Annotated in this window: 20 protein-coding genes; 15 read left to right on the top strand and 5 right to left on the bottom strand. The window is 46.3% G+C overall.

The features are described 5' to 3' along the window. Positions 1–58 precede the first annotated feature (58 nt). On the top strand, positions 59–274 hold the full coding sequence (locus QZW47_RS28975; protein WP_293135577.1) for a hypothetical protein: 216 nt from the start codon (positions 59–61) through the stop codon (positions 272–274). Continuing rightward, positions 271–945 carry a hypothetical protein gene (locus tag QZW47_RS28970; protein WP_293135574.1) on the top strand — a complete coding sequence of 225 codons (675 nt, stop codon included), beginning with the start codon at positions 271–273 and terminating at the stop codon, positions 943–945. Before QZW47_RS28975 ends, QZW47_RS28970 begins: the two co-directional genes overlap by 4 nt. A 512-nt stretch (positions 946–1,457) precedes the next feature. Here the strand turns inward: QZW47_RS28970 and cphA are convergent. Beyond that, positions 1,458–4,169, bottom strand: coding sequence for a cyanophycin synthetase (gene cphA, locus QZW47_RS28965; RefSeq protein ID WP_293135571.1), 2,712 nt, complete (start codon positions 4,167–4,169; stop codon positions 1,458–1,460). Positions 4,170–4,508: 339 nt separating this feature from the next. Beyond that, positions 4,509–5,402 (bottom strand): cyanophycinase, encoded by an 894-nt coding sequence (locus QZW47_RS28960; RefSeq protein ID WP_293135568.1) that lies wholly within the window; start codon positions 5,400–5,402, stop codon positions 4,509–4,511. Between the two features lie 329 nt (positions 5,403–5,731). Here QZW47_RS28960 and trmD point away from each other — a divergent pair, with 329 nt between their 5' ends. From trmD to larB, 9 genes are all read left to right on the top strand, one after another. Next, the gene (gene trmD / locus QZW47_RS28955; protein WP_293135565.1) at positions 5,732–6,406 is read left to right on the top strand and encodes a tRNA (guanosine(37)-N1)-methyltransferase TrmD; all 675 of its coding nucleotides are present in this window, start codon (positions 5,732–5,734) and stop codon (positions 6,404–6,406) included. Positions 6,407–6,477: 71 nt separating this feature from the next. Next, a complete protein-coding gene (locus QZW47_RS28950; protein WP_293135562.1) occupies positions 6,478–7,704 on the top strand; it encodes a DUF1517 domain-containing protein in 1,227 nt (408 codons plus the stop codon). 176 nt (positions 7,705–7,880) lie between these two features. Next, positions 7,881–8,393, top strand: coding sequence for a zeta toxin family protein (locus QZW47_RS28945; RefSeq protein WP_366930949.1), 513 nt, complete (start codon positions 7,881–7,883; stop codon positions 8,391–8,393). Between the two features lie 5 nt (positions 8,394–8,398). Continuing rightward, a complete protein-coding gene (locus QZW47_RS28940) occupies positions 8,399–8,575 on the top strand; it encodes a hypothetical protein (protein WP_293135559.1) in 177 nt (58 codons plus the stop codon). Positions 8,576–8,668: 93 nt separating this feature from the next. Beyond that, a complete protein-coding gene (ispF, locus tag QZW47_RS28935; RefSeq protein ID WP_293135556.1) occupies positions 8,669–9,148 on the top strand; it encodes a 2-C-methyl-D-erythritol 2,4-cyclodiphosphate synthase in 480 nt (159 codons plus the stop codon). Positions 9,149–9,181: 33 nt separating this feature from the next. Continuing rightward, entirely contained in the window at positions 9,182–9,730 is a 549-nt protein-coding gene (locus tag QZW47_RS28930; RefSeq protein ID WP_293135553.1) for a hypothetical protein, read from the top strand. Next, positions 9,708–10,280: a PIN domain-containing protein gene (locus QZW47_RS28925; RefSeq protein ID WP_293135550.1), complete on the top strand. Its 573-nt coding sequence runs from the start codon at positions 9,708–9,710 to the stop codon at positions 10,278–10,280. The genes QZW47_RS28930 and QZW47_RS28925 overlap by 23 nt, the downstream gene beginning before the upstream one ends. Positions 10,281–10,408: 128 nt before the next feature. Further along, positions 10,409–12,184, top strand: coding sequence for an ABC transporter substrate-binding protein (locus QZW47_RS28920; RefSeq protein WP_293135547.1), 1,776 nt, complete (start codon positions 10,409–10,411; stop codon positions 12,182–12,184). Positions 12,185–12,293: 109 nt separating this feature from the next. Beyond that, positions 12,294–13,073, top strand: a complete 780-nt coding sequence (gene larB, locus QZW47_RS28915; RefSeq protein ID WP_293135544.1) for a nickel pincer cofactor biosynthesis protein LarB — start codon at positions 12,294–12,296, stop codon at positions 13,071–13,073. Positions 13,074–13,569: 496 nt separating this feature from the next. Here the strand turns inward: larB and QZW47_RS28910 are convergent, their stop codons facing one another. Next, a complete protein-coding gene (locus QZW47_RS28910; RefSeq protein ID WP_293135541.1) occupies positions 13,570–14,184 on the bottom strand; it encodes a hypothetical protein in 615 nt (204 codons plus the stop codon). Between the two features lie 336 nt (positions 14,185–14,520). On the opposite strand from QZW47_RS28910, the gene QZW47_RS28905 reads away from it, so the two are divergent. The 3 genes from QZW47_RS28905 (at position 14,521) to QZW47_RS28895 (ending at position 16,240) form a co-directional block, all read left to right on the top strand. Continuing rightward, a complete protein-coding gene (locus QZW47_RS28905; RefSeq protein WP_293135538.1) occupies positions 14,521–14,733 on the top strand; it encodes a high light inducible protein in 213 nt (70 codons plus the stop codon). A 141-nt stretch (positions 14,734–14,874) separates the two neighbouring features. Beyond that, positions 14,875–15,414 (top strand): photosystem II reaction center PsbP, encoded by a 540-nt coding sequence (psbP, locus tag QZW47_RS28900; RefSeq protein ID WP_293135535.1) that lies wholly within the window; start codon positions 14,875–14,877, stop codon positions 15,412–15,414. A 175-nt stretch (positions 15,415–15,589) separates the two neighbouring features. Next, entirely contained in the window at positions 15,590–16,240 is a 651-nt protein-coding gene (locus QZW47_RS28895; RefSeq protein ID WP_293135532.1) for a nucleoside triphosphate pyrophosphatase, read from the top strand. Positions 16,241–16,736: 496 nt separating this feature from the next. Here QZW47_RS28895 and QZW47_RS28890 read toward each other — a convergent pair whose 3' ends face one another. Further along, the gene (locus QZW47_RS28890; protein ID WP_293135529.1) at positions 16,737–17,654 is read right to left on the bottom strand and encodes a calcium-binding protein; all 918 of its coding nucleotides are present in this window, start codon (positions 17,652–17,654) and stop codon (positions 16,737–16,739) included. Between the two features lie 286 nt (positions 17,655–17,940). Here QZW47_RS28890 and eno point away from each other — a divergent pair, with 286 nt between their 5' ends. Next, positions 17,941–19,230, top strand: a complete 1,290-nt coding sequence (gene eno, locus QZW47_RS28885; protein ID WP_366930948.1) for a phosphopyruvate hydratase — start codon at positions 17,941–17,943, stop codon at positions 19,228–19,230. Between the two features lie 247 nt (positions 19,231–19,477). On the opposite strand, the gene argC is transcribed toward eno, so the two are convergent. After that, the gene (argC, locus tag QZW47_RS28880) at positions 19,478–20,536 is read right to left on the bottom strand and encodes an N-acetyl-gamma-glutamyl-phosphate reductase (RefSeq protein WP_293135523.1); all 1,059 of its coding nucleotides are present in this window, start codon (positions 20,534–20,536) and stop codon (positions 19,478–19,480) included. Between the last annotated feature and the right edge of the window lie 67 nt (positions 20,537–20,603).

The raw sequence follows: 20,603 nt of genomic DNA, 5'->3' as shown, positions 1-20,603 counted from the left end.
GAAACCGGGTTAATCTCGGTATTTCTCGTCACCCAACCCAAAAACTCAAAGATGTCAAATGGGTTCTATAGTAAAGCCAATTCAAGATGCAATTATCGGGCTAGCCTATGTCGATGACGATCAAGTAACTGATGTCCTCGCCCGCAAGAGGAATTTATCAACTAACTTTAAAGTAGAAAATATGACCTCGATTCTAGCGGAAGGATTTGCCCGTGGTAATGAATTATTGCACATTCTCGTAATTGATGCTCCTGATCCAGAGGTACTGACATGATGGCAACCCTAACTGCAAACAGAGAAAGAGAGCAATTGCTAAAAATAGCAGAGGAGTATCGTCAGAAAGGTTATGAAATTTTATTTCCTCCAAATCTTGAAGATTTACCTGAATTCCTCAAAAGTTATCCCCCAGATTTGATCGTGCGTCGGGGGGAAGAGTCAGTGATTATTGAAGTCAAATCGCGCACTTCACTCAACTCATCGTCTACTCAATATTTAGCCCAAGCAGTAGCAAAAAATCCTGGTTGGAGGTTTGAGTTAATGATGACTAACTCTGAGGATGCAGTAGATATTCCCAAAGCTGAGGATTCTTTTCAAGAGTCTGAAATAGAGTTGGGCTTGCAAGTCGCTAAGCAACTTGTCACACAACATCTAGAGTCGGCTATGCTATATTCCTGGTCTTTAGTTGAGGCAACTTTGAGGATTGTTGCCCAAAAAGAAGAGTTAAGTTTGCAAAGATTAGAGCCGCATTATTTAGTCAAAAAACTAACAGCAGAGGGCGTAATTTCTAAATCTGAGTATCAGTTGCTAATGAATTCACTTTCTTTACGCAATCCTATTGCTCATGGCTTCAAAAGCACACAACTTACGGAAAACTCTGTATACGAGCTCATTGCAATTGCAGCTAAACTATTGAAGGATCTGCATTCTAGCGAAGAAGCTGAATAAAAGTTTAAAAATCAGGAATTACGTATAGCAGTTGACAGTTGACAGTTGACAGTTGCAGAGTAAGGAAATCAAACCGTTTATGCTATGGGATATCAGCTCTATTCATCAGGTTATACCATTTTTCTAAAGATGCAATAGAGATAAACGACCATTGGACATTGTAGTTATCTCCTTGACCTTTTGATAAAACTCTATCATAACTTTAAAAAAATGGTATAAGGTTCGTAGTGTGGACTTTAGTCCGCTCTTATTGCGGACTAAAGTCCACACTACGAACCATTTTTGTTATGGTAATACCATTTTTTAAAGATATGGTAGAGATACAGAACAATTGGGCTTTGTAATTATTTCCTTTACCTTTACATGAAAGTTTCTCATAATTTTAAAAAAATGGTATTATTTATGTCCTCACCTCTGTGGCGATTGCTATAACTCCTCAAACAAATAGGTTGGGTTTAAGACAATTAAACCCAACCTATTAATTCAATCAAACTTCAGAGTTTAGCCTTGATTTACACCGAAGTTTTCAAGCTGTCCCGCGACTCTTGAAGCCGATCGACATTAACGACATTTGCCACAGATTCCTTAATCGGTTTCCGGGCTTCAATTAAAGTCAGAGCTTTGTTGACACCTTCAGGTAAAATCACCACCAAACTGCCCTTCGGCGCTTCGTCTAAAGCCTTGTTAACAGCAATTGTTTCGTCGAGAATCAACTCGTATTGAACTTTGGATTGATCTGGGGTGCGTGCGGCAATAGCCTCAGCAATACCTTGGCATATTAACTTAGCCACCACACCGGGTTCTCGCCCACGTCTGTCAATATCTTCTTTGACAATAATACGATCGAACATATCGGCGGAAAGTTTGCCCAAGGTGACAAAATCTTCATCTCGTCTGTCTCCAGGCGCACCAACTACCCCGATTCGCATTCCCTGCCAATTCTGGACGAAACTGCCCAAAGCTTTGTAGCTGTGCGGGTTGTGGGCGTAGTCGAGCAAAGCGTGATAGCTGCCCAAGTTAAACAGGTTCATCCGTCCCGGAGTTTGCCCGACGGATGCTTGGAATGTTGATAAAGCCGATCGAATATCCTCTATTTTCACTCCTTGAGCAAAAGCCGCCAAACAAGCCGCCAAAGCATTAGCAATCATAAACGGCGCGCGCCCGCCCATTGTTAGCGGCACATTCACAGCCTGTTCAATTCTCAGCGTCCAATCGCCTTTGAGGATCGACAAATACCCATTTTCGTAAATTGCAGCCAGCCCGCCCGCAGCGGTGTGTTTGGCAACCAATTCGTTGTCCGGGTTCATTGAAAAATATGCAATTTGAGCCTTGACACGCTTCGCCATTTCTGATACTAGCGGGTCGTCGGCATTCAAAACTGCATAGCCTTTGGGCATTACCGACTCAACCAGGACGCTCTTGAGTTTGGCTAATTGTTCCACGGTGTCGATGTCGCCGATGCCCAAGTGATCTGCTGCGACGTTCAAAACAACGCCGACATCGCACTGATCGAAGCCCAAGCCCGATCGCAAAATTCCACCTCTAGCCGTTTCCAGCACCGCCACTTCCACCGTCGGATCGGACAAAATCAAATGAGCGCTTTGTGGCCCGGTATTATCGCCGCTATCAACCAAATAATCGCCGATATAAGTGCCGTCTGTCGTCGTGTAGCCGGTAATCTGACCAGTTTGCTTGACAATGTGGGCTAACAGGCGAGTGGTTGTAGTTTTACCATTGGTTCCCGTCACCGCTAAAATCGGCACTCGGGTGGCTTGAGGTGAGGGGAACAACATATCGAATACTGCACCGGCGACGTTGCGGGGCAAACCCTGACTCGGTGCGACGTGCATTCTGAAACCCGGTGCTGCGTTGACTTCGACGATGACGCCGTTGACATCGCGCAGGGGCACAGAAATATCGTCTGTTACTACGTCAATGCCGGCGATGTCTAAACCGATGATTTTGGCAACTCTGGAAAATAGCCAGACATTTTCGGGGTGGATTTCGTCGGTACGATCGACTGCGATGCCACCGGTACTCAAGTTTGCTGTGGCGCGCAAGAATACTCTTTTGCCGGCGGGCAATACCGAATCCATTGCGTAGCCTTGTTTTTCGAGCAAATCTAGGGTCAATTTGTCGATCGTGATCCGGGTGAGCACGTTGTCGTGTCCGTCTCCCCGCTGCGGATCGCGGTTTACTTCTTCTACGAGCTGTTCTACTGTATCCCTGCCGTTACCCACAACGTTAGCGGGGACTCGTTCGGCGACTGCTACGACTTGCCCGTTGATTACTAATACTCTATGATCGCGTCCGGTGTAATAGCGCTCGACTATCACACTCTTGGTTTTTGATGCCTCGCTGGCTAAATCGTAGGCTTCTTCTGCTACTTCCCAGGAGTTGATGTCGATCGTAATTCCGCGGCCGTGGTTGCCATCTAGCGGTTTCAGGACGATCGGAAAACCGCCCACATCTTCGATCGCCCCGCGCAGTTCGTCCAAATAATTAATTACCGTTCCTCTCGGCACCGGCACGCCAGCAGCGCCGAGGATATTTTTGGTACCTTCCTTATCGCAGGCTAGTTCTACCCCCAAAACTCCCGTGCGGTTGCTCAGAGTTGCCTGAATCCGCTTTTGGTGGACGCCGTACCCGAGTTGAATCATAAACCGAGCGCTCAAGGGTATCCAGGGAATGCCGCGAGCTTCTGCTTCCTTGATCAGTGTTTCGGTACTCGGGCCCAGGGCTGCTGACAAAGCAAACTCTCTGAGGTCTTTCAAATCTTGAGCTAATTCTGCTGCTGGATAAGAGCCTGTATCGGCAATGCTCTGGCACATCCGCACGCCTGCGCGGGTAGCATAGCGACCTGCTTGTTCGTTTTGATACTCGATTACTACTTGGTAAATTCCTGGTGTAGCCGTCTCGCGGGTGCGACCGAACCCGACCGGCATTCCTGCCATTTCCTGAAGTTCTAGGGCTACGTGTTCGATGACGTGTCCCATCATTGTGCCTTCTCTAACACGTTGCAGGAAGCCTCCGCGATGGCCGGGAGAACAGTGATGGTCGTCTAAACTCGGGAGTGTGGCGGTCAACCCTTCGTAGAAGCCAGGAATTTCAGATGTAGTTTTATCTGCCAATTCCTCTAAATCCAGACGCATCAGGACGAGTTTGTGGCGTCGGATGCTCCAGTAGTTGGGGCCGCGTAACGTCTGGATTTTAAGTATTTTCATGACAGTAAGAGGGGTATGGGTCGCTAAATCTTATAGGTAATTGCAGCATTTATTCAATTTGGAGCTAGATTGCTCGATCGACTGTTCGCAGCGAACAGTTTTGCATTGAATTTCCAGTTATGGGCCGCCCGTGTTGACAATTAATGCCTCAGCGATCGGGCTAGAGACAAGTGCAGGTCAAGGGCAGAAACAAACTATAAGCCAGAAGGTAGAATTTTGTGTGATTCTACCTTCTGGTGTCAGCCCGTGGCTGGTTTGGAATACATCCTTCTGTTGTATCCATGATTCGGCCCGAATGCCACATACTTTCTGCCCGATCGATGACTCTGATATTCTGGGTTAGTTTGTTGTGCGGCATTCCAAAGGCCAGCCAGACTCAGAACAGGCTGCCGATGGCATTGGTTTGCCTAGGGGCATATTGTAGCAATCTCCGTGACACAAGACGTGCAAGCGCATATTGAACAGACTTAAGGGTTCTGTCGCTGCTACCATGCCCTCATTGGTATAAAAACTTTCCCTAGAATCAACAATAGTCACCGTGCCTTTACCGAGAACTTTCATAGTATCGTCTCCCTCAAACAAGGCGCAGGTATCTTCGTCAATACCAATAGCAAGGCGATCGGGATGGCAAGCAACAGCCGACAGCAAGCGAGCCATGCGGTTACGGTTGTGAAAATGCTGGTCTACGATGATATCGGGAATAATGTTTAGTCCGTGTGCCATATCTACTAAAGAGCGGTTGGGTGATGCGCCGCTTCCGCCGCCAGCAATCATGTGATATCCCATCACCGCAGCACCCGCGCTGGTGCCGGCGAGGGTAATCTTGCCCGAGAGAGCATATTCGCGAATTTTTTCCATCAGCGGGGTGTCCGCCAGCAGCCCGCAGAGTCGCAGTTGGTCGCCACCTGTGATGAATACGCCCGTACAATCTTCTAAATAATCTTTCCAGACAGGGTTTTCGCCTTGTTCGCGTTCGCGGATGTCAATGACTTTGACGGCGCTAACTCCCATTTCATCAAATATGGTGCGGTAGCGGTTGCTAATTCCTTCGGGATCTCGGGAAGCGCAGGGGACGATCGCCAGCCGAGCGTTTGTGCCCCCAGCACGGCAAAAAAAGGTATTCAGAATCTCTCGCCCGTGCACTTTGTCTTCGGCTCCCCCGATGACCATAATCGAGGTTTTCGTGCGCTGGGAAAGATTGTGTTCCAGGGCTTGAGATGTCAACTGCTGCATGGTGTGTCTTCCTCTGTTGGATGTGAAATTAAATTTTGCCGTGGCTGTTAGTACAATGGGGCTTTTTAAGAGTGAATATTTTTTCCTGGTAGTGAAGTGCCATCGCCGATCGAGCGATCGCGCAGTTGTTTGGGGCCTAGTGTAAGAAAATCACCGTCCTGAGAACAGATGATTGTTGTACAAAATCGGCTCTTAGACAAAGGAAGAGAATTTAAGTTGCAAAAATTCTCAGAAATTATAAGAAATTATAAAAAATAAAGCAATTACTGAAAACCGATCGGCCTCTAAGGGTCAAACTAGAGGTGATGTATCAATAAATTCCAACTATTGTGCGATTTGACGTTGTTACCCTATTTCCTGAATTTTTTGAGGCTCCCCTAGCATCGGGACTGATGGGCAAAGCCTTAGCCAAAAAGATTGCTGAGGTAAATTTTGTCAATCCCCGCCATTTTACCACAGACAAGCACCAGCGAGTCGATGACGAGCCTTACGGGGGCGGAGTCGGGATGCTGATGAAGCCGGAACCGATTTTTGCTGCGGTGGAGTCGCTACCGATTTTACCGAGGCGGGAGGTGATTTTGCTGACTCCCCAGGGGGAACCGATGCAGCAGCCGATGTTTCGGGAGTTCGCCACCGAGTGCGATCAGTTGGTGTTGATTTGTGGCCATTATGAGGGTGTGGACGATCGAGTGCTGCACTTGGTAACTCGCGAGGTGTCTCTAGGCGATTTTGTCCTCACTGGCGGCGAAATTCCCGCTTTGGCTTTGATTAATGGGGTTTTGCGACTGCTACGGGGAACTGTGGCGAAGGAAGATTCACTGAAATTTGAGAGTTTTGAAGACGGACTTTTAGACTATCCACAGTACACTAGACCTGCCGATTTTCGGGGATTGAAGGTGCCCGACGTGTTGCTATCTGGTAATCACGCAGAAATTGCTCGCTGGCGCAAGGAACAGCAAATCGAAAGAACTCGATCGCGCCGCCCGGATTTGCTACCTGATTAATTAACTTTTGACTGTGGGCTGTTGGCTGTTAACCGTTTTGATTTAACACTCTATTTTTCCCAGATAAATTTATGCTCAAAAATCAACTTTTGTGCTGTTGGGCGATCGGCTTTTTGCTCGCCAGTGAAGTTACTGTAAATTTAACTGCTAACAGTGGCAGTCAACTGTTCAATCTCAACAGGGAAGCTTTGGCCAGAAGCAGTGGCGGAAGTAGTGGCGGGCGATCGAGTTCTTCTAGTTCTTCTTCCAATTCCAACCGTTCTAGTTCTTCTAATTCTTCTACTTCCAGCAACAGCAGACCAAATAATGCTGCTAATTCCAATCCCAGCCGCCCCAGTAACAGCGGCAATACTGGGGGAAGAGTTCGTACTGGCTCTTTTGAAAAGCCCGCTGCACCTACACCTGTCGCCGTACCTAGCGCTCCGATTCCGCAACAGTCTGGCAATAACAGAACAGTAATTATTCAGCAGCGCACCTATAATTCAGGGCCGAGTTATGTAGTTCCCTACAATTCCGGCAACAACCAGCAAAATACAGGTTCCAATAATCAACAGCCCGCTGTTAATCCAGCACCAATTACTACTGATAGCAACTCGGATAGAGATCCGAGTTCAGAATCTTCTGAAGATGCCAAATGGTTTTGGTTTTGGCTGTTTGTTTCCGTAGGGACTCTAGCATTAATAGCTTACTGTATTTACTATTATCGACCAAAATCGCACCAGGAAACTAAAACTGATATCTTTGCTGTCAAAAAATTGCAAGTTGCCATGTTAGCCGAAGCTCGCCAAGTTCAACAGCAACTCAACGAATTGACGTTAAAATCAGATGTAGAAAGTGTGGCAGATCGGGCAGAAGTTTTGCAAGAAGCTGTTTTGATTGTTTTGCGATCGCCCGAAAGTTGGACTCACTGTGTCGCGAGTTACCAAACAGTTGCAAATCTGGAAGAAGCAGCCCAGATATTCAATCAAATTTCCATTCAAGAACGCAGCAAGTTTAGTGTAGAAACTCTGAGTATGGTTAACGGCGACATTCGCAGCAGACCATCTGTCAGTGCTGAAGACGAAGGGCCTGGAGAGTATATTGTAGTGACGTTTGTAATGGGAACAAAGAATGCCAAACCGCTAGTTGGAGATATTCGCGATGTTGGGAAATTGAAAGCAGTTTTAGAAAGAATGGCGGCGACTCCTGCTGACAACTTGCTGACTTTAGAGGTGATTTGGAGTCCGCAGCAGGAAACCGATAGTTTGACGGCGGATGATTTGTTGAGTTCCTATGCGGATTTGATTCGGGTTGGTTAGACTTCAATACGGTTCATTTAACGGATTTATAGAACGACCGCAGATTAAAATTAGATAAACACGGATTAACGCAAATACTTTGAATATTAAGATGATTTCAAGAAAGCAGGAATAATTAAATCTATGCCGAATCTTTACATCATTGGCGGCGCTAACGGTTCCGGCAAAACCACTGCATCAATGAGTTTATTGCCAACTTTCTAGATTGTTTTGAATATATCAATGCTGACGCGATTGCGGCTGCACTTTCACCATTCAATCCCGAGTTTGTAGCCATTTCCGCCGGACGAATCATGCTACAAAGACTGCAAACCCTGTCTGATTCGGGAACAGATTTTGCTTTTGAGACAACTCTGGCGGCCCGCAGCTTTGCCACTTTTATTAGAAGTTGTAAAACCAAAGGTTATATAATTAACTTAATTTACTTTTGGTTGCGATCGCCCGAACTAGCCGTAGCCAGAGTAGCCAGCCGGGTAGCTAGCGGCGGTCATTCTATCCCAGAAGATGTCATCCGCCGTCGCTATGACAGAGGAAGAAAAAATCTGCTATCTTTGTACTTACCATTATGTGATGGATGGATGGTCTACGATAGCTCAGAAAATTATCCAATGTTAGTTGCTGAAGGGATAATTAATCGGCAGCAACCCATCATTCATAATAGTGTAATTTGGAATCAAATTAGTGAGTAATTCAGATGAACGAACAAGAAATGATTGCTTTACACAATAAAATTAATGCGGGAGTGAAAGCCGCAGTTGCAGCAGCTATTGAAAGACACCGTAAATTAGGTGAATCAATTGCAGTTTGGCAAGATGGGAAAGTTGTAATCTTAACAGCCGATCGCATTCCTCCAATATCTGCCCAAAAGTAAAATAAGTCGATCGCCCGAAAAACTCACCTATCCCCAGACAAACTGTGCGATAATTGCCTGCTGTCTGCATTCCCCAAACATCTACTTTTTGACATGAACATCCGCATCGGTAACGGCTACGACATTCATTGCTTAGTTCCAGAACGCCCTTTGATCCTCGGTGGCGTGCACATTCCCCACGAATTAGGCCTATTAGGGCACAGCGACGCAGACGTGCTTACTCACGCTATCATGGACGCGATGCTGGGAGCTCTCAGCTTGGGAGATATCGGCTTGTATTTCCCGCCAACTGATCCAAAATGGAAAGGTGCAGACAGTCTGATGTTGCTGGCACAAGTCAATCAGTTAATATTAGATAAAGGCTGGGAAATTGGCAATATTGACTCGGTGGTAGTGGCTGAACGTCCGAAGCTGAAACCGCATATCGAGCAAATGCGCGATCGCCTTTCTACTGTTCTACAATTAAAACCTGACCAAGTTGCCATCAAAGCTACTACTAACGAAAAGTTAGGCCCCGTAGGGAGAGAGGAAGGAATCGCAGCCTATGCTGTAGTTTTGCTGGGCAAAAAATAGAACTTCAATTTATACCGTAGGAAGGCTGAAATCATGGATACTGACACCTGGGAATTACAATTTCCTGTAGACGCAGATGTGATCGCATTGGATAAGGACGATAACATAGTCGCACTCATCGAGGTTAAAATCATTCAAGCTCAAGAACCGGCTGCGAAACAGAAAATTGTCGATCGCGCGATCGATTGGCTAAAAGCTGTGTTAGCTAAGGTGTCTGAAAGAAACACGATCATCCCCTATGCTATGTTTATTGACGCGGAACAAATTTTGATGTTCAAATGGGATGGCGTGAATTTATCGGAGCCTGTTTGCACTCTCAATACAGGTGAAATATGTCGCTATTATATGCCGAGCTTTGGCAGTAAATGGCTCTTTGAAAGTACCATTGAGGGGCTAATTGAATCGTGGCTGCATGACTTAGACTATAACTGGAAATCAAAAAATCCGCCAGCATCGGAACAGATAGCAGCCATTGGTTTGCTGCCATTACTCGCAGGTGGAACAACAAAATCAGGAGTGGAATTAGGTGGCAATCGTATATATCGAGACCAACTTTCTGATGAGTATTACTACAGGGCGTGAGGCTGAAGCAATTATGTTGCTCAGGGATTTGTCCTCATCAGTTCAGTTGGTAATACCCAGCATTTGTTACAGGTCGGCTTTGTCAGCTTTAGAGGATGAGTTGAAGCGACAAAACTCTTTTAAGGAACAGCTAAGTCGTCAAGTTAGCGAAACAAAGCGAGATGTGACATCTGAATACGCCACATCTCTATCTTTTCACTTAGAAGAGTCATTAGTTTACTATCGCTATCGAATAGATGAAATTAAATTTCGCTTGCGGGAAGCGATAAGTCTGATGTCGCGAAATGCAGAAATGATTGCATTAAATCCAGAGATTATCGAAGCAAGCTTAAACGCAACTTTAATCGAAAAAGACCCAACAGACAATTTGATTTTGCATTGTATCCTCAGTCATGCCCGATCGCATTCCACAGAAACCAAAGTATTTCTCAGCGGTAATTTCAAAGAATTTGGCATACCGGCAGTTCAAGATGTTTTGCTAGAAGCCGGGATTACCAAGTATTTCTCTGTCACTAAAAACTTTCTCGGTTGGCTACAATCTCAGTCATAATTGCACGCAGGTGGTACAGTTGACAGTTGACAGTTGACAGTTGACAGTTGACAGCGCTGTTTTTATGAAGGATTTGGGCCCTGTCCTTATAGGCCTTGATGCGAAACCATATTCTTTGGTAAACTATTATGAAAATTTCCCCTATTTTACATTCAAAGCGCCGCTGGTTGGCTATTTTGTTCGGTTTAATTGCAGCTATCAGTATCTCAGCTTGCAGTCCCGTGCGATCGACTAACTTAGCAAACAGACTCGTCGTTCCTACCCCCAGCGGCCCGGCTACCTTCAACTACCCGCTAAATCAATCTGCATATAGCGTCTTTGGCTATATGTATGAGGGATTGCTCAATGAAAACGGTGTAACATCGAAACTAGAACCCGGTTTAGCTGAGTCCTGGGAAGTTTCTAAAGATGGCAAAAAGATTGTCTTCACCCTGCGAGAAGGCTTGAAATGGTCGGACGGCGAACCGATGACAACTGATGACATTATCTTCACCTATGAAAAGATTTATTTCAATGAAAAAATTCCTAGCGGTTTGAAAGATACTCTGAGAGTTGGTACGAGCCGTCAATTGCCAAAGCTCAAAAAAATTGACAGCCGCCGCATTGAATTTTCAGTACCAGAACCTTTTGCTCCTTTTATTAGATTTGCTGGCGCAATACCAATTTTACCAGCTCATATTCTACAGGAAGTTGCCACCCAGACCGAGGCTGACGGGAAGCCTAAATTTCTGTCGGCTTGGGGTACGGATACTGACCCCAAGAAAATTGTCGGTAACGGTCAATACCGAATGCTGAGCTATACTCCCAATCAGCGCGTTGTTTTGGAACGAAATCCGTATTTTTGGCGCAAAGATCCAGCAGGTAACAGTCAGCCTTACATCCAGCAAATTGTCTGGCAAATTATCGAAAACACCGATACTCAACTGCTGAATTTTCGATCGGGCGATTTGGATACTTTGGACGTGCAGCCGGAGGTGTTCCCGCTGCTGAAACGCGAGGAAAAACGCGGCAAATATACGGTGTTCAACGGCGGGCCGGATACTGGTAGCGTGTTTATGTGTTTCAATCTGAATAAGGGGCGTAACGCTCAAAATCAGCCGTTTGTAGACCCAATTAAGTCTCGCTGGTTCACGACTAAGGAGTTTCGGCAGGCGATCGCCTATGGCATCAACCGATCCGCCATGACTAACAATATCTATCGCGGACTTGGGGCGCCGCTGCACTCTCCAATTCCAGCCCAAAGTCCGTTTTACTTGTCTCCCGAACAGGGATTGAAAACTTACAGTTACGATCCGCAAAAATCGAAAGAGTTACTGTTAAGTGCAGGCTTCAAGTATAATAGTAACGGCGAATTGTTGGATGGTGAGGGCAACAAAGTGCGGTTTACTTTGTTGATGGCTGCGGGTAAAAAAGTGCGCGAGCAAATGGGAACGCAAATCAAGCAAGATTTGGGTAAATTGGGGATGGAAATTGATACGCAGTTCCTGAGTTTTAACACTTATGTGGAAAAGCTGCGCTTGACTAAAAATTGGGATACTTACCTCGGCGCTTTTACCGGAGGTACTGAACCCCACAGCGGCTACAATATTTGGTCGGTAAACGGGACTTTGCACAGTTTCAATCAGGGCCCCCAACCCGGAGAACCACCGTTTAAAGGCCGGGAAGTGTACGACTGGGAGCAGAAAATCGATGACTTTTATGTGAAGGCTTCTCAGGAACTCGATGAGGCGAAGCGCAAAGAACTGTATGGGGAGACTCAGCGGATCATATCGGAACAAGTGCCTTTTATTTACATGGTGAATCCACTAAATTTTGAGGCTGTGCGCGATCGCCTTTCGGGAATTCGCTATAGTGCGATCGGCGGTGCTTTCTGGAATTTGTACGAACTGAAAATTACCGAATAGTCATTATGGGTTCGTAGTGAGGACTTTAGTCCGCATCAAGAAGGACTAAAGTCCTCACTACGAACCAATTTTGCTATTGTTATTTTAGCTGAGTGGATATCATTAATTCATGGAACCTGAAATTTTACAGAAGTTACTCGAATCTGTAGCGGCCGGTGATGTTAGCCCGATCGCAGCATTGGACAAATTAAAGCATTTTGACTTTGAACAAGTCGGTGATTTTGCCAAAATTGACCACCACCGCACCTTAAGAACAGGTTTTCCCGAAGTAATCTGGGGCCCAGGGAAAACGCCCGAGCAAATTGTGGAGATTATCGAGGCGATGCGCGGGCGAAATCCTGCGGTGATGGCGACACGAATTGAACCAGAAGTTTTCGAGCAATTGCAGCAAAAAATACCAGATTTGTGCTACTACCAAACAGCTCGAATTTGTGCAATTTCTGCTAAATCTCCAACTCCCCAGCGTCCGGGTACTGTGACTATTATCAGTGCGGGAACAGCAGATTTGCCTGTGGCGGAAGAGGCGGCTGTGACTGCGGAACTTTGCGGTTTTGGGGTGCGGCGTTTGTGGGATGTGGGAGTTGCCGGCATTCACCGCTTGCTGAGTAATCGCCACGTGATTGATGATGCTGATGTGTTGATTGCGGTTGCTGGAATGGAAGGTGCTTTGGCGAGTGTGGTGGCGGGTTTGGCAGATTGTCCGGTGATTGCTGTGCCGACAAGTGTGGGTTACGGCGCAAGTTTTGGCGGGATTGCTCCTCTGTTAACTATGCTCAATTCTTGTGCGGCTGGTGTGGGTGTGGTGAATATTGATAATGGGTTTGGGGCGGCGATTTTGGCTTGTCAAATTCTCAGAAGTGCCGATCGAGTCGGGAGACTGTCTGAGTAGGAGAAGGAGAGAATCGCCATCTCCCCTGGGAACATCTCAGTTTTGCATTTGTAGAGCTCTTCGAGGACGCTCGCAAGTCGTACATACTTTTTGGGATCTCAGATGCTCGACTTGATGCTCCCTGACTAATAGACCTCTTGCAAAAATACCTGGGACGGGCAAGATGCCCATCCCACAAAAATTTTTTCTCTTGTGGGATGGGCATCTTGCCCGTCCGAAAATGTGATTAAAAGGACTTTTGCAATCTTGTCTAATGAATGACCAATGACCAATGACCAGCCTTCGGCTACGCTCAGGCTAAAATGACCAATGACTCATGACTAATGACTCATGACCAATGACCAATGACCAATGACTTATTTACCGTCATCACAGGGGATTTAAGCCCTCACCTTTAGGTTGATTGTTTTTAGGCAGGGGCTTAAATCCCCTGCCTAAAAACTTCGCACTCCGAAGTCAACCCCTCGACTTCGCGGGCGGGCTCTTCTGTCAACTGTCAACTGTTAACAGCCAGCCAAATCGGATAACCAGAAGAATCCTCAGCTTTCAACTTTTGCGCCTGATAACTCTTGCTAGTCCAATTAGCTACTGTTTGCAGACTTTCTGCCAAAAAACTTTCGCCACCAAACGCTTCAAATCCCAAAGTCCACGACGCACTCCCGTTCACATTTAACTGCGTAATTTCTACAATGCAGCCTTGGGGAATCGGTGCTTCGACAGGTACAGACATCAGCACGCCCGGGGCAGAAACTTGGTAAAGACGCTGGGCTCGCTTTTTTTTCACCTTCACCCACTTTCCAGTTGCCATCATATCCGCCGGTAGCGGCGCCATCGTGTCGGCACATATCCACTTCAGCCATTTCTCGGCTTTGCCTTCCCAGCGGTTGCCGAACTGCATCACCCCCAATTCTGCCTGCCGCCACTTTACCTGTAAATTTTTCCCGCGCAGTTTTACTCCCAAGTAGTCGCAACTAGGTATCAGCAAATATAAATCTTCTCGTTCTTCCGGCGGCGACAGATACCCGCCCAGACTCTCGCTTCCAAACCATTGCCCGATCGGCTTTGGCAGCGTACCGCTATAAAACCACCGCATTTCCAGACTGGCCCGCATAAACTTTTCCTCCCTTCTTCCACAATTTTCATCAAACCCAGACCGGATTTGCTACACCGTCTACTTTTTTGCGTCTCAACTCTATCCTCCCCCCTCTGGGGCCGCCAGTCTACTCTCCACAGTCAAACCCTTTTAGATTTTAGATTTTAGATTTTAGATTTTAGACTGGAAATTCCTGATTCTATCGGGGTTTCGAGCTTGCCCCGAGTGGCATTTTTTTGGGAAAACGGGTGTCCGAGTCGCGGCTTTGAAAAAAAAAACTCACAATCCTTTACATATCTTCATTAGTCTGTTACATTTATTTACAGTACACAAAAACGAAGTTAAAAAACCAAAATGACTAACAGAGGCCTACTCCTGGATAACGACGGCAAAATGAACAATTTTGCGATCGAGCCACAAGTATACATTGATGACGAACCCCGCACCGGCTTTACTCCCTACGCAGAACGCTTGAACGGCCGCCTCGCAATGATCGGTTTTGTTTCTCTCTTGGCTTTAGAAGTTTCCACCAAGCACGGACTGATTAGCTGGCTGACTCACCTGTAATTATTTTGATAAGAATTAAACTTGACGGCTATGGCTTGCCAGATATGCACAAACGGCGATCCATAGCTTAACTATGTTTAGGGTAAGGTTTGGTGAGACAATTTAAATTAAATATTTTAGTGTTACCCGATCGATAAAATAATGTTCAAACGAATTGCAGCAATACTTCTGGTGGTTTTAAGCCTCAGCTTGACAGGTTGTGTGTCTAAAGTCACCGGACTCAAGAGCTACGTTGATACTGGCGACGGCTATCAATTTCTCTATCCTAACGGCTGGTTGCCGATCGCGGTTTCCAACGGGCCCGATGTGGTATTCCGCGACTTGATCCAGCAAACCGAGAATGTCAGCGTGGTTATCAGTCCAGTGGTGGGGGACAAAACTCTGGCTGATTTGGGCACGCCGACGGATGTTGGATACAAGCTTAGCAAAACTGCGATCGCCCCGCCTGATTCGGGGCGCGAAGCTGAATTAGTCAATGCAGAAGCTCGGGAATCGCGATCGAAAAATTATTACCTTTTAGAATACGCCGTCAAACTCCCAAACCAACAAAGACACAACTTAGCCAGCGTAGCCGTCAGCCGCGGCAAACTATTTACGCTTAACGTATCCACTACCGAAGAACGTTGGCCCAAAGTTAAAGAAGCTTTTGAGAAAGTTGTTAAGTCTTTCTCTGTTTATTAGGTTGAAAAGTTATTGGTTATTAGTTATGGGAAATTGGACTAAAAAATATTGTTGATTGTGAATTGGTTATTAAAAATAAATGACTAATGACCAATGACTAATGACCAATGACCAATGACCACCCTTCGGCTTCGCGAGCGGGCGAGATGACCAATGACTAATGACTTCTTAAATTATGAAAACACCAACTTTTGTATTGGCATCAGCTTCCCCAGCCCGCCGCAGCCTGCTAAACAGTGCGGGAATTCAAGCGGTTATTTGCCCCAGCGACTTTGATGAAAGGCAAATACAAATGAGGGATGCTACTAAATTAGTCCAGGTTTTAGCAGAGGGAAAAGCTGACGCTGTAGCTAGTTTTTTGCTCGCTAATTCTCACCCGCAAATCCCAAATCCCAAATCGTGTTTGGTGTTGGGATGCGATTCAATTTTGGTCATTGATGGCGAAATTCACGGCAAACCGAAGGATGCCCAAGAAGCAATCTCGCGCTGGGACAAAATGCGCGGTAAAGTTGGCGAACTTTATACTGGTCATGCTTTAATTCATACTAGGTTTGATAACTTTAATGACGCCATGGAGCGATCGCTAGTTCGCTGTCAAGTTACAAAAGTTCATTTTGCCCAAGCGAGCTCGCGCCAAATTGCAGCCTACGTAGCTACCGGAGAACCCCTCGCCTGTGCCGGTTGTTTTGCACTCGAAGGTAAAGGCGGTTTTTTTGTGGAAAAAATCGAAGGATGTCACACGAATGTGATCGGTTTGAGTTTGCCTCTGCTGCGGCGAATGCTCGGTGAAATGGGATATGATGTGACGGATTTCTGGCAATCTTAAATATTGTAGGGCGAGGCATACCGCATTGGTTAAGTTGGTTGTTAATTCAAGATTTAAGAGAGGACTGAAGTTTGAACAATCGAACTTATTAGAGTATTTTTAGCATGAACTTCAGTCCTGATTGATTCAATAATTAACAGAGGACTGAAGTCCTCACTACGAACCTGAAAGAAGGACTGAAGTCCTCACTACGAACCTGAAAGAAGGACTGAAGTCCTCACTACGAACCTGAAAGAAGGACTGAAGTCCTCACTACGAACCTGAAAGAAGGACTGAAGTCCTCACTACGAACCTGAAAGAAGGACTGAAGTCCTCACTACGAACGAAAGAAGAAGGACTGAAGTCCTCACTACGAACGAAAGAAGAAGGACTGAAGTCCTCACTACGAACGAAAGAAGAAGGACTGAAGTCCTCACTACGAACTTTTAAGAAGGACTGAAGTCCTCACTACGAACTTTTAAGAAGGACTGAAGTCCTCACTACGAACTTATTAGGGTTATCCTAGACCGATCGCCCCATCCACTACAGATGTAAACTGAAGTTGAGAAGGCGACACATCTTTCACCAAACCCAAAATATTGCCGGTACTAGCTTCGCGAATCACCGTCGCCTTAGTATTCAGAAATCTAAAATCAGCAGTTTGAATCGTTCCCGGACGAACAGGCCCACTGCTGTCGTAACTTCTGGCATCGCCAATGGTTAAAAACTTTTCGGTTAAAACAAGATCATTTCGCGTCAATCCTCCTGCTAATCCAATTACATCACCTTGAGTCGGATTGTAATCGAGAATAAAATCGGCTGGCACTTCATCTACACTAACAGGAAAAGTACCCGCAGGACGCGGTTGATCTGAACCAAATTCCCGTGAAGTTGCTCCCGCTTCTCTGCGGATAACAAACAAATCTGCACCTTCTCCTCCCCAAAGTCTGTCAATTCCGGCATCACCGATTAGAGTATCGTTGCCGCTGTCTCCTATTAAAGCATCATTGCCTTGACCACCTCTGACAAAATCATTTCCCGTACCTCCATAGGCGACATCATCGCCTTGGTTTCCGCTGAGAACATCGTTGCCGCATTCTCCGTAGAGTATGTCAAAATCTTGACCGCCTCGAATAGTATCGTTGCCGCAACCTCCGATTAAAGTATCTGTGCCGCTGTTCCCGTTCATCAATTCCGCAGCAGCGGAACCTCTGACAAAATCGTCGCCTGCTAAGGCGCGCAAACCTCCCGGAGTGTTACGCAGAATTCCGTTGGCTAATTGAACTATATCGTTATTGGCAGTAAGGTCGAAAAAGTTGGGGTCGCTGGGATTTGGCAGTGGGCCTGTAAGCAATCTGATGTTGGGGGGATCGGGAATAATTGGGTCGGGATTTTCCGCTAATGCCTTAACTTCTGTGAAAGTTGTTTCTAACATTTAAGTTTTCCCTGGTTGAGATTGAATTTGTTGACATTCTATTTTTAACAAATGTTCCAATTACCAATTCTGCGTGAATCTGCGGTTAAAAAAATCAAGTTTGTGTCACAATTGTTCAGAAATCTTAATCAATAAGCATAATTTATTGACAACCAACCCAAATCCGCAAATATTTTGAACTATGCGCTAATAATTCTGGGGATCGCGTACTCTATTACCCGTCAGCAGTCAGTGTGGGAGAACCGACAGACTGCCAAATGTCATCAAACCTTGAGTTAAGTCAGGAATCGTTAATATGCAAGACACTGCGATCGAATTGATTAAAGCCAGAGAAATCCTCGACTCCCGCGGCCGCCCTACCATCGAAGCTGAAGTTTATTTAGCCAATGGTGTTATGGGACTCGCCCAAGTCCCTAGCGGCGCCTCTACAGGATCTTTTGAAGCCCACGAGCTCCGCGACGATGACAAAAAACGTTACGGTGGAAAGGGGGTTCTGAAAGCCGTTGCTAACGTCGAACACAAAATTGCTCCCGCTTTGGCTGGTTTGGATGCGATCGACCAAGCACTGGTAGACCAAACCATGATTGACTTGGACGGTTCCCCCAACAAGTCTAACCTCGGCGCCAATGCCATTCTCGGAGTCTCCCTAGCCACAGCAAAGGCTGCCGCCGATACTTTACAAATCCCGCTGTATCGCTACCTCGGTGGCACTTTAGCGAACGTTTTACCCGTGCCTTTGATGAACGTTATCAACGGTGGTTCCCACGCCGACAACAACGTAGACATTCAAGAGTTTATGATTGTACCTGTCGGAGCGCCTTCTTTTAAGGAAGCTTTGCGCTGGGGAGCTGAAGTATTTGCTAGTCTGGCTAAAGTCTTAAAAGACAAAAACTTGCTGACTGGTGTTGGCGATGAAGGTGGCTTTGCTCCTAATTTGGGCTCCAATCAGGAAGCTTTGGATTTGTTGATGATGGCAATTGAAAAAGCTGGTTACAAGCCAGGGGAACAAGTTGCTTTGGCTTTGGATGTTGCTGCTAGCGAGTTTTACAAAGATGGGAAGTACACCTACGACGGTGTGGCTCATTCCCCCGCTGAATTAATCGATTATTTGGATGGTTTAGTCGGTCAATATCCGATCGTTTCCATTGAAGATGGTTTGCACGAAGACGATTGGGATAGTTGGGTGGCGATGACTCAAAAAATGGGCAGCAAAATTCAGTTGGTGGGCGACGATTTGTTTGTTACTAACCGCACGCGCTTGCAAAAAGGAATTGATTTGAAAGCTAGCAATTCGATTTTGATTAAGCTGAATCAAATTGGTTCTTTGACTGAGACTTTGGATACGATCGACCTAGGGAAGCGCAACAGCTATCGATCGGTAATTAGCCACCGTTCCGGTGAAACTGAAGATACTACAATTGCTGATTTAGCGGTAGCGACTCGCGCAGGCCAAATCAAGACTGGTTCTCTGTGCCGCAGCGAACGAGTTGCCAAATATAACCGTTTATTGCGGATTGAGGACGAATTGGGCGATCGGGCAATTTATGCTGGAGCGATCGGCTACGGGCCGAAATAAAACTTGGGCATGGGTAATTCCCCATTATCCATTGGTGTCAACTTAAAGTCAAACTTAGTCACAGACTGCTGTTTACCGCCGAGGCATGATCCCCCCTAGCCCCCCGAAAGCAAGGGGGGAACAATAAGCATTCAAAGTCCCCCTTTTTAAGGGGGATGCGAGGGGGATCAGGCCTCGGCTACAAACGAGATTTATCAATGGTTTCAAACTTAAGTTGACACTACTCCCAATTACCCATTCCCAATAACTAAGGATAGAAAGCCAATTGAGGCAAACCCAAAGTTTCTTCCCAACCCATCATCAAGTTCATGCACTGGATGCCTTGTCCGGCTTGACCTTTAATTAAATTGTCGATCGCCGACAGCACAATTACCCGATCAGTACGCGGATCGACTTCCACGCCGATATAACAAAGATTTGTACCGCAAGCCCATTTTGTTTGGGGATAAACCCCAGCCGGCAAGACTTTTACCAAAGGAGAATTGCGGTAAAAAGCGGTGAAAATCGTGATTAAATCTTCCCGAACCAATCCCGGATCGCGCAGAGTTGAGTAAACTGTTGCCAAAATTCCCCGTACCATGGGAATTAAGTGGGGAGTAAATTGGACTTTGATATCTTGTCCGGCTAAAGCGCTACAAATTTGCTCGATTTCCGGGGTGTGGCGGTGGCGGCCAACGCCGTAAGCGCCTAGAGAACCCTCTGCTTCAGCCAACAACAGATTAACTTCGGCTTTGCGGCCCCCTCCCGAAGCACCGGATTTAGCGTCGATAATTGCTGTTTCTGGCACGATCAGACCTTGTTTGAGCAAAGGTGCCAGGGCTAATAAACTAGCAGTGACGTAGCAGCCGGCACAGCCTACTAATTGAGCGTCTTTGATGCGATCGCGGTACAATTCTGGCAAACCGTAAACAGCGGTGGCAGCGAGTTCAGAGTCCGATCGCTCGCCGCCGTACCAAGCTTTATAAGTATCCAGATTTTCAAATCTGTAGTCAGCCGACAAATCCAAGACTTTGCAGCCTTTTTCAATCAGCGTCGGTGCCATTTGGCAAGCTAAACCGTTCGGCAGCGACAGAAACACAACTTCACATTTTGCCGCTATTTTATCTAAGTCGATCGCCTCGATAGTCAAGTCAATGCAGTTAGTCAGATGCGGATAAAGGCTGGAAAAAGGTTTTCCCGCACTGCTATCCCCGCCTACATACACTACTTCGGCCGCTGGGTGATCCGCCAGCAGTCGCACCAGTTGCACGCCGCCATAACCTGAAGCGCCAACTATGCCTACAGGCACAGGTCTAACATCTCCCATTTTCCTTTATCCCCTCAGCCTTTGAAGTCAAAAACGCTTGAACTTTTGCTGCATTGTAGTACCAAAC

Origin of the sequence: Microcoleus sp. bin38.metabat.b11b12b14.051 (assembly GCF_013299165.1) — a bacterium.
In the GTDB taxonomy this organism is placed as follows: Bacteria; Cyanobacteriota; Cyanobacteriia; order Cyanobacteriales; family Microcoleaceae; genus Microcoleus.
The sequence above is the reverse complement of the archived record's forward strand: the minus strand, read 5'-3'. Positions and strand labels throughout refer to the sequence as shown.

Excerpts from the sequence above, each read along its gene's own strand:
- QZW47_RS28940 (WP_293135559.1), top strand. The coding sequence starts at position 8,399 with ATGAACGAACAAGAAATGATTGCTTTACACAATAAAATTAATGCGGGA.
- QZW47_RS28970 (WP_293135574.1), top strand. The coding sequence starts at position 271 with ATGATGGCAACCCTAACTGCAAACAGAGAAAGAGAGCAATTGCTAAAA.
- larB (WP_293135544.1), top strand. The coding sequence starts at position 12,294 with ATGGAACCTGAAATTTTACAGAAGTTACTCGAATCTGTAGCGGCCGGT.
- QZW47_RS28925 (WP_293135550.1), top strand. The coding sequence starts at position 9,708 with ATGAGTATTACTACAGGGCGTGAGGCTGAAGCAATTATGTTGCTCAGG.
- argC (WP_293135523.1), bottom strand. The coding sequence starts at position 20,536 with ATGGGAGATGTTAGACCTGTGCCTGTAGGCATAGTTGGCGCTTCAGGT.
- QZW47_RS28950 (WP_293135562.1), top strand. The coding sequence starts at position 6,478 with ATGCTCAAAAATCAACTTTTGTGCTGTTGGGCGATCGGCTTTTTGCTC.
- QZW47_RS28910 (WP_293135541.1), bottom strand. The coding sequence starts at position 14,184 with ATGCGGGCCAGTCTGGAAATGCGGTGGTTTTATAGCGGTACGCTGCCA.
- psbP (WP_293135535.1), top strand. The coding sequence starts at position 14,875 with ATGTTCAAACGAATTGCAGCAATACTTCTGGTGGTTTTAAGCCTCAGC.
- QZW47_RS28920 (WP_293135547.1), top strand. The coding sequence starts at position 10,409 with ATGAAAATTTCCCCTATTTTACATTCAAAGCGCCGCTGGTTGGCTATT.
- QZW47_RS28975 (WP_293135577.1), top strand. The coding sequence starts at position 59 with ATGGGTTCTATAGTAAAGCCAATTCAAGATGCAATTATCGGGCTAGCC.
- QZW47_RS28960 (WP_293135568.1), bottom strand. The coding sequence starts at position 5,402 with ATGCAGCAGTTGACATCTCAAGCCCTGGAACACAATCTTTCCCAGCGC.
- QZW47_RS28895 (WP_293135532.1), top strand. The coding sequence starts at position 15,590 with ATGAAAACACCAACTTTTGTATTGGCATCAGCTTCCCCAGCCCGCCGC.
- QZW47_RS28930 (WP_293135553.1), top strand. The coding sequence starts at position 9,182 with ATGGATACTGACACCTGGGAATTACAATTTCCTGTAGACGCAGATGTG.
- cphA (WP_293135571.1), bottom strand. The coding sequence starts at position 4,169 with ATGAAAATACTTAAAATCCAGACGTTACGCGGCCCCAACTACTGGAGC.
- QZW47_RS28890 (WP_293135529.1), bottom strand. The coding sequence starts at position 17,654 with ATGTTAGAAACAACTTTCACAGAAGTTAAGGCATTAGCGGAAAATCCC.
- ispF (WP_293135556.1), top strand. The coding sequence starts at position 8,669 with ATGAACATCCGCATCGGTAACGGCTACGACATTCATTGCTTAGTTCCA.
- QZW47_RS28905 (WP_293135538.1), top strand. The coding sequence starts at position 14,521 with ATGACTAACAGAGGCCTACTCCTGGATAACGACGGCAAAATGAACAAT.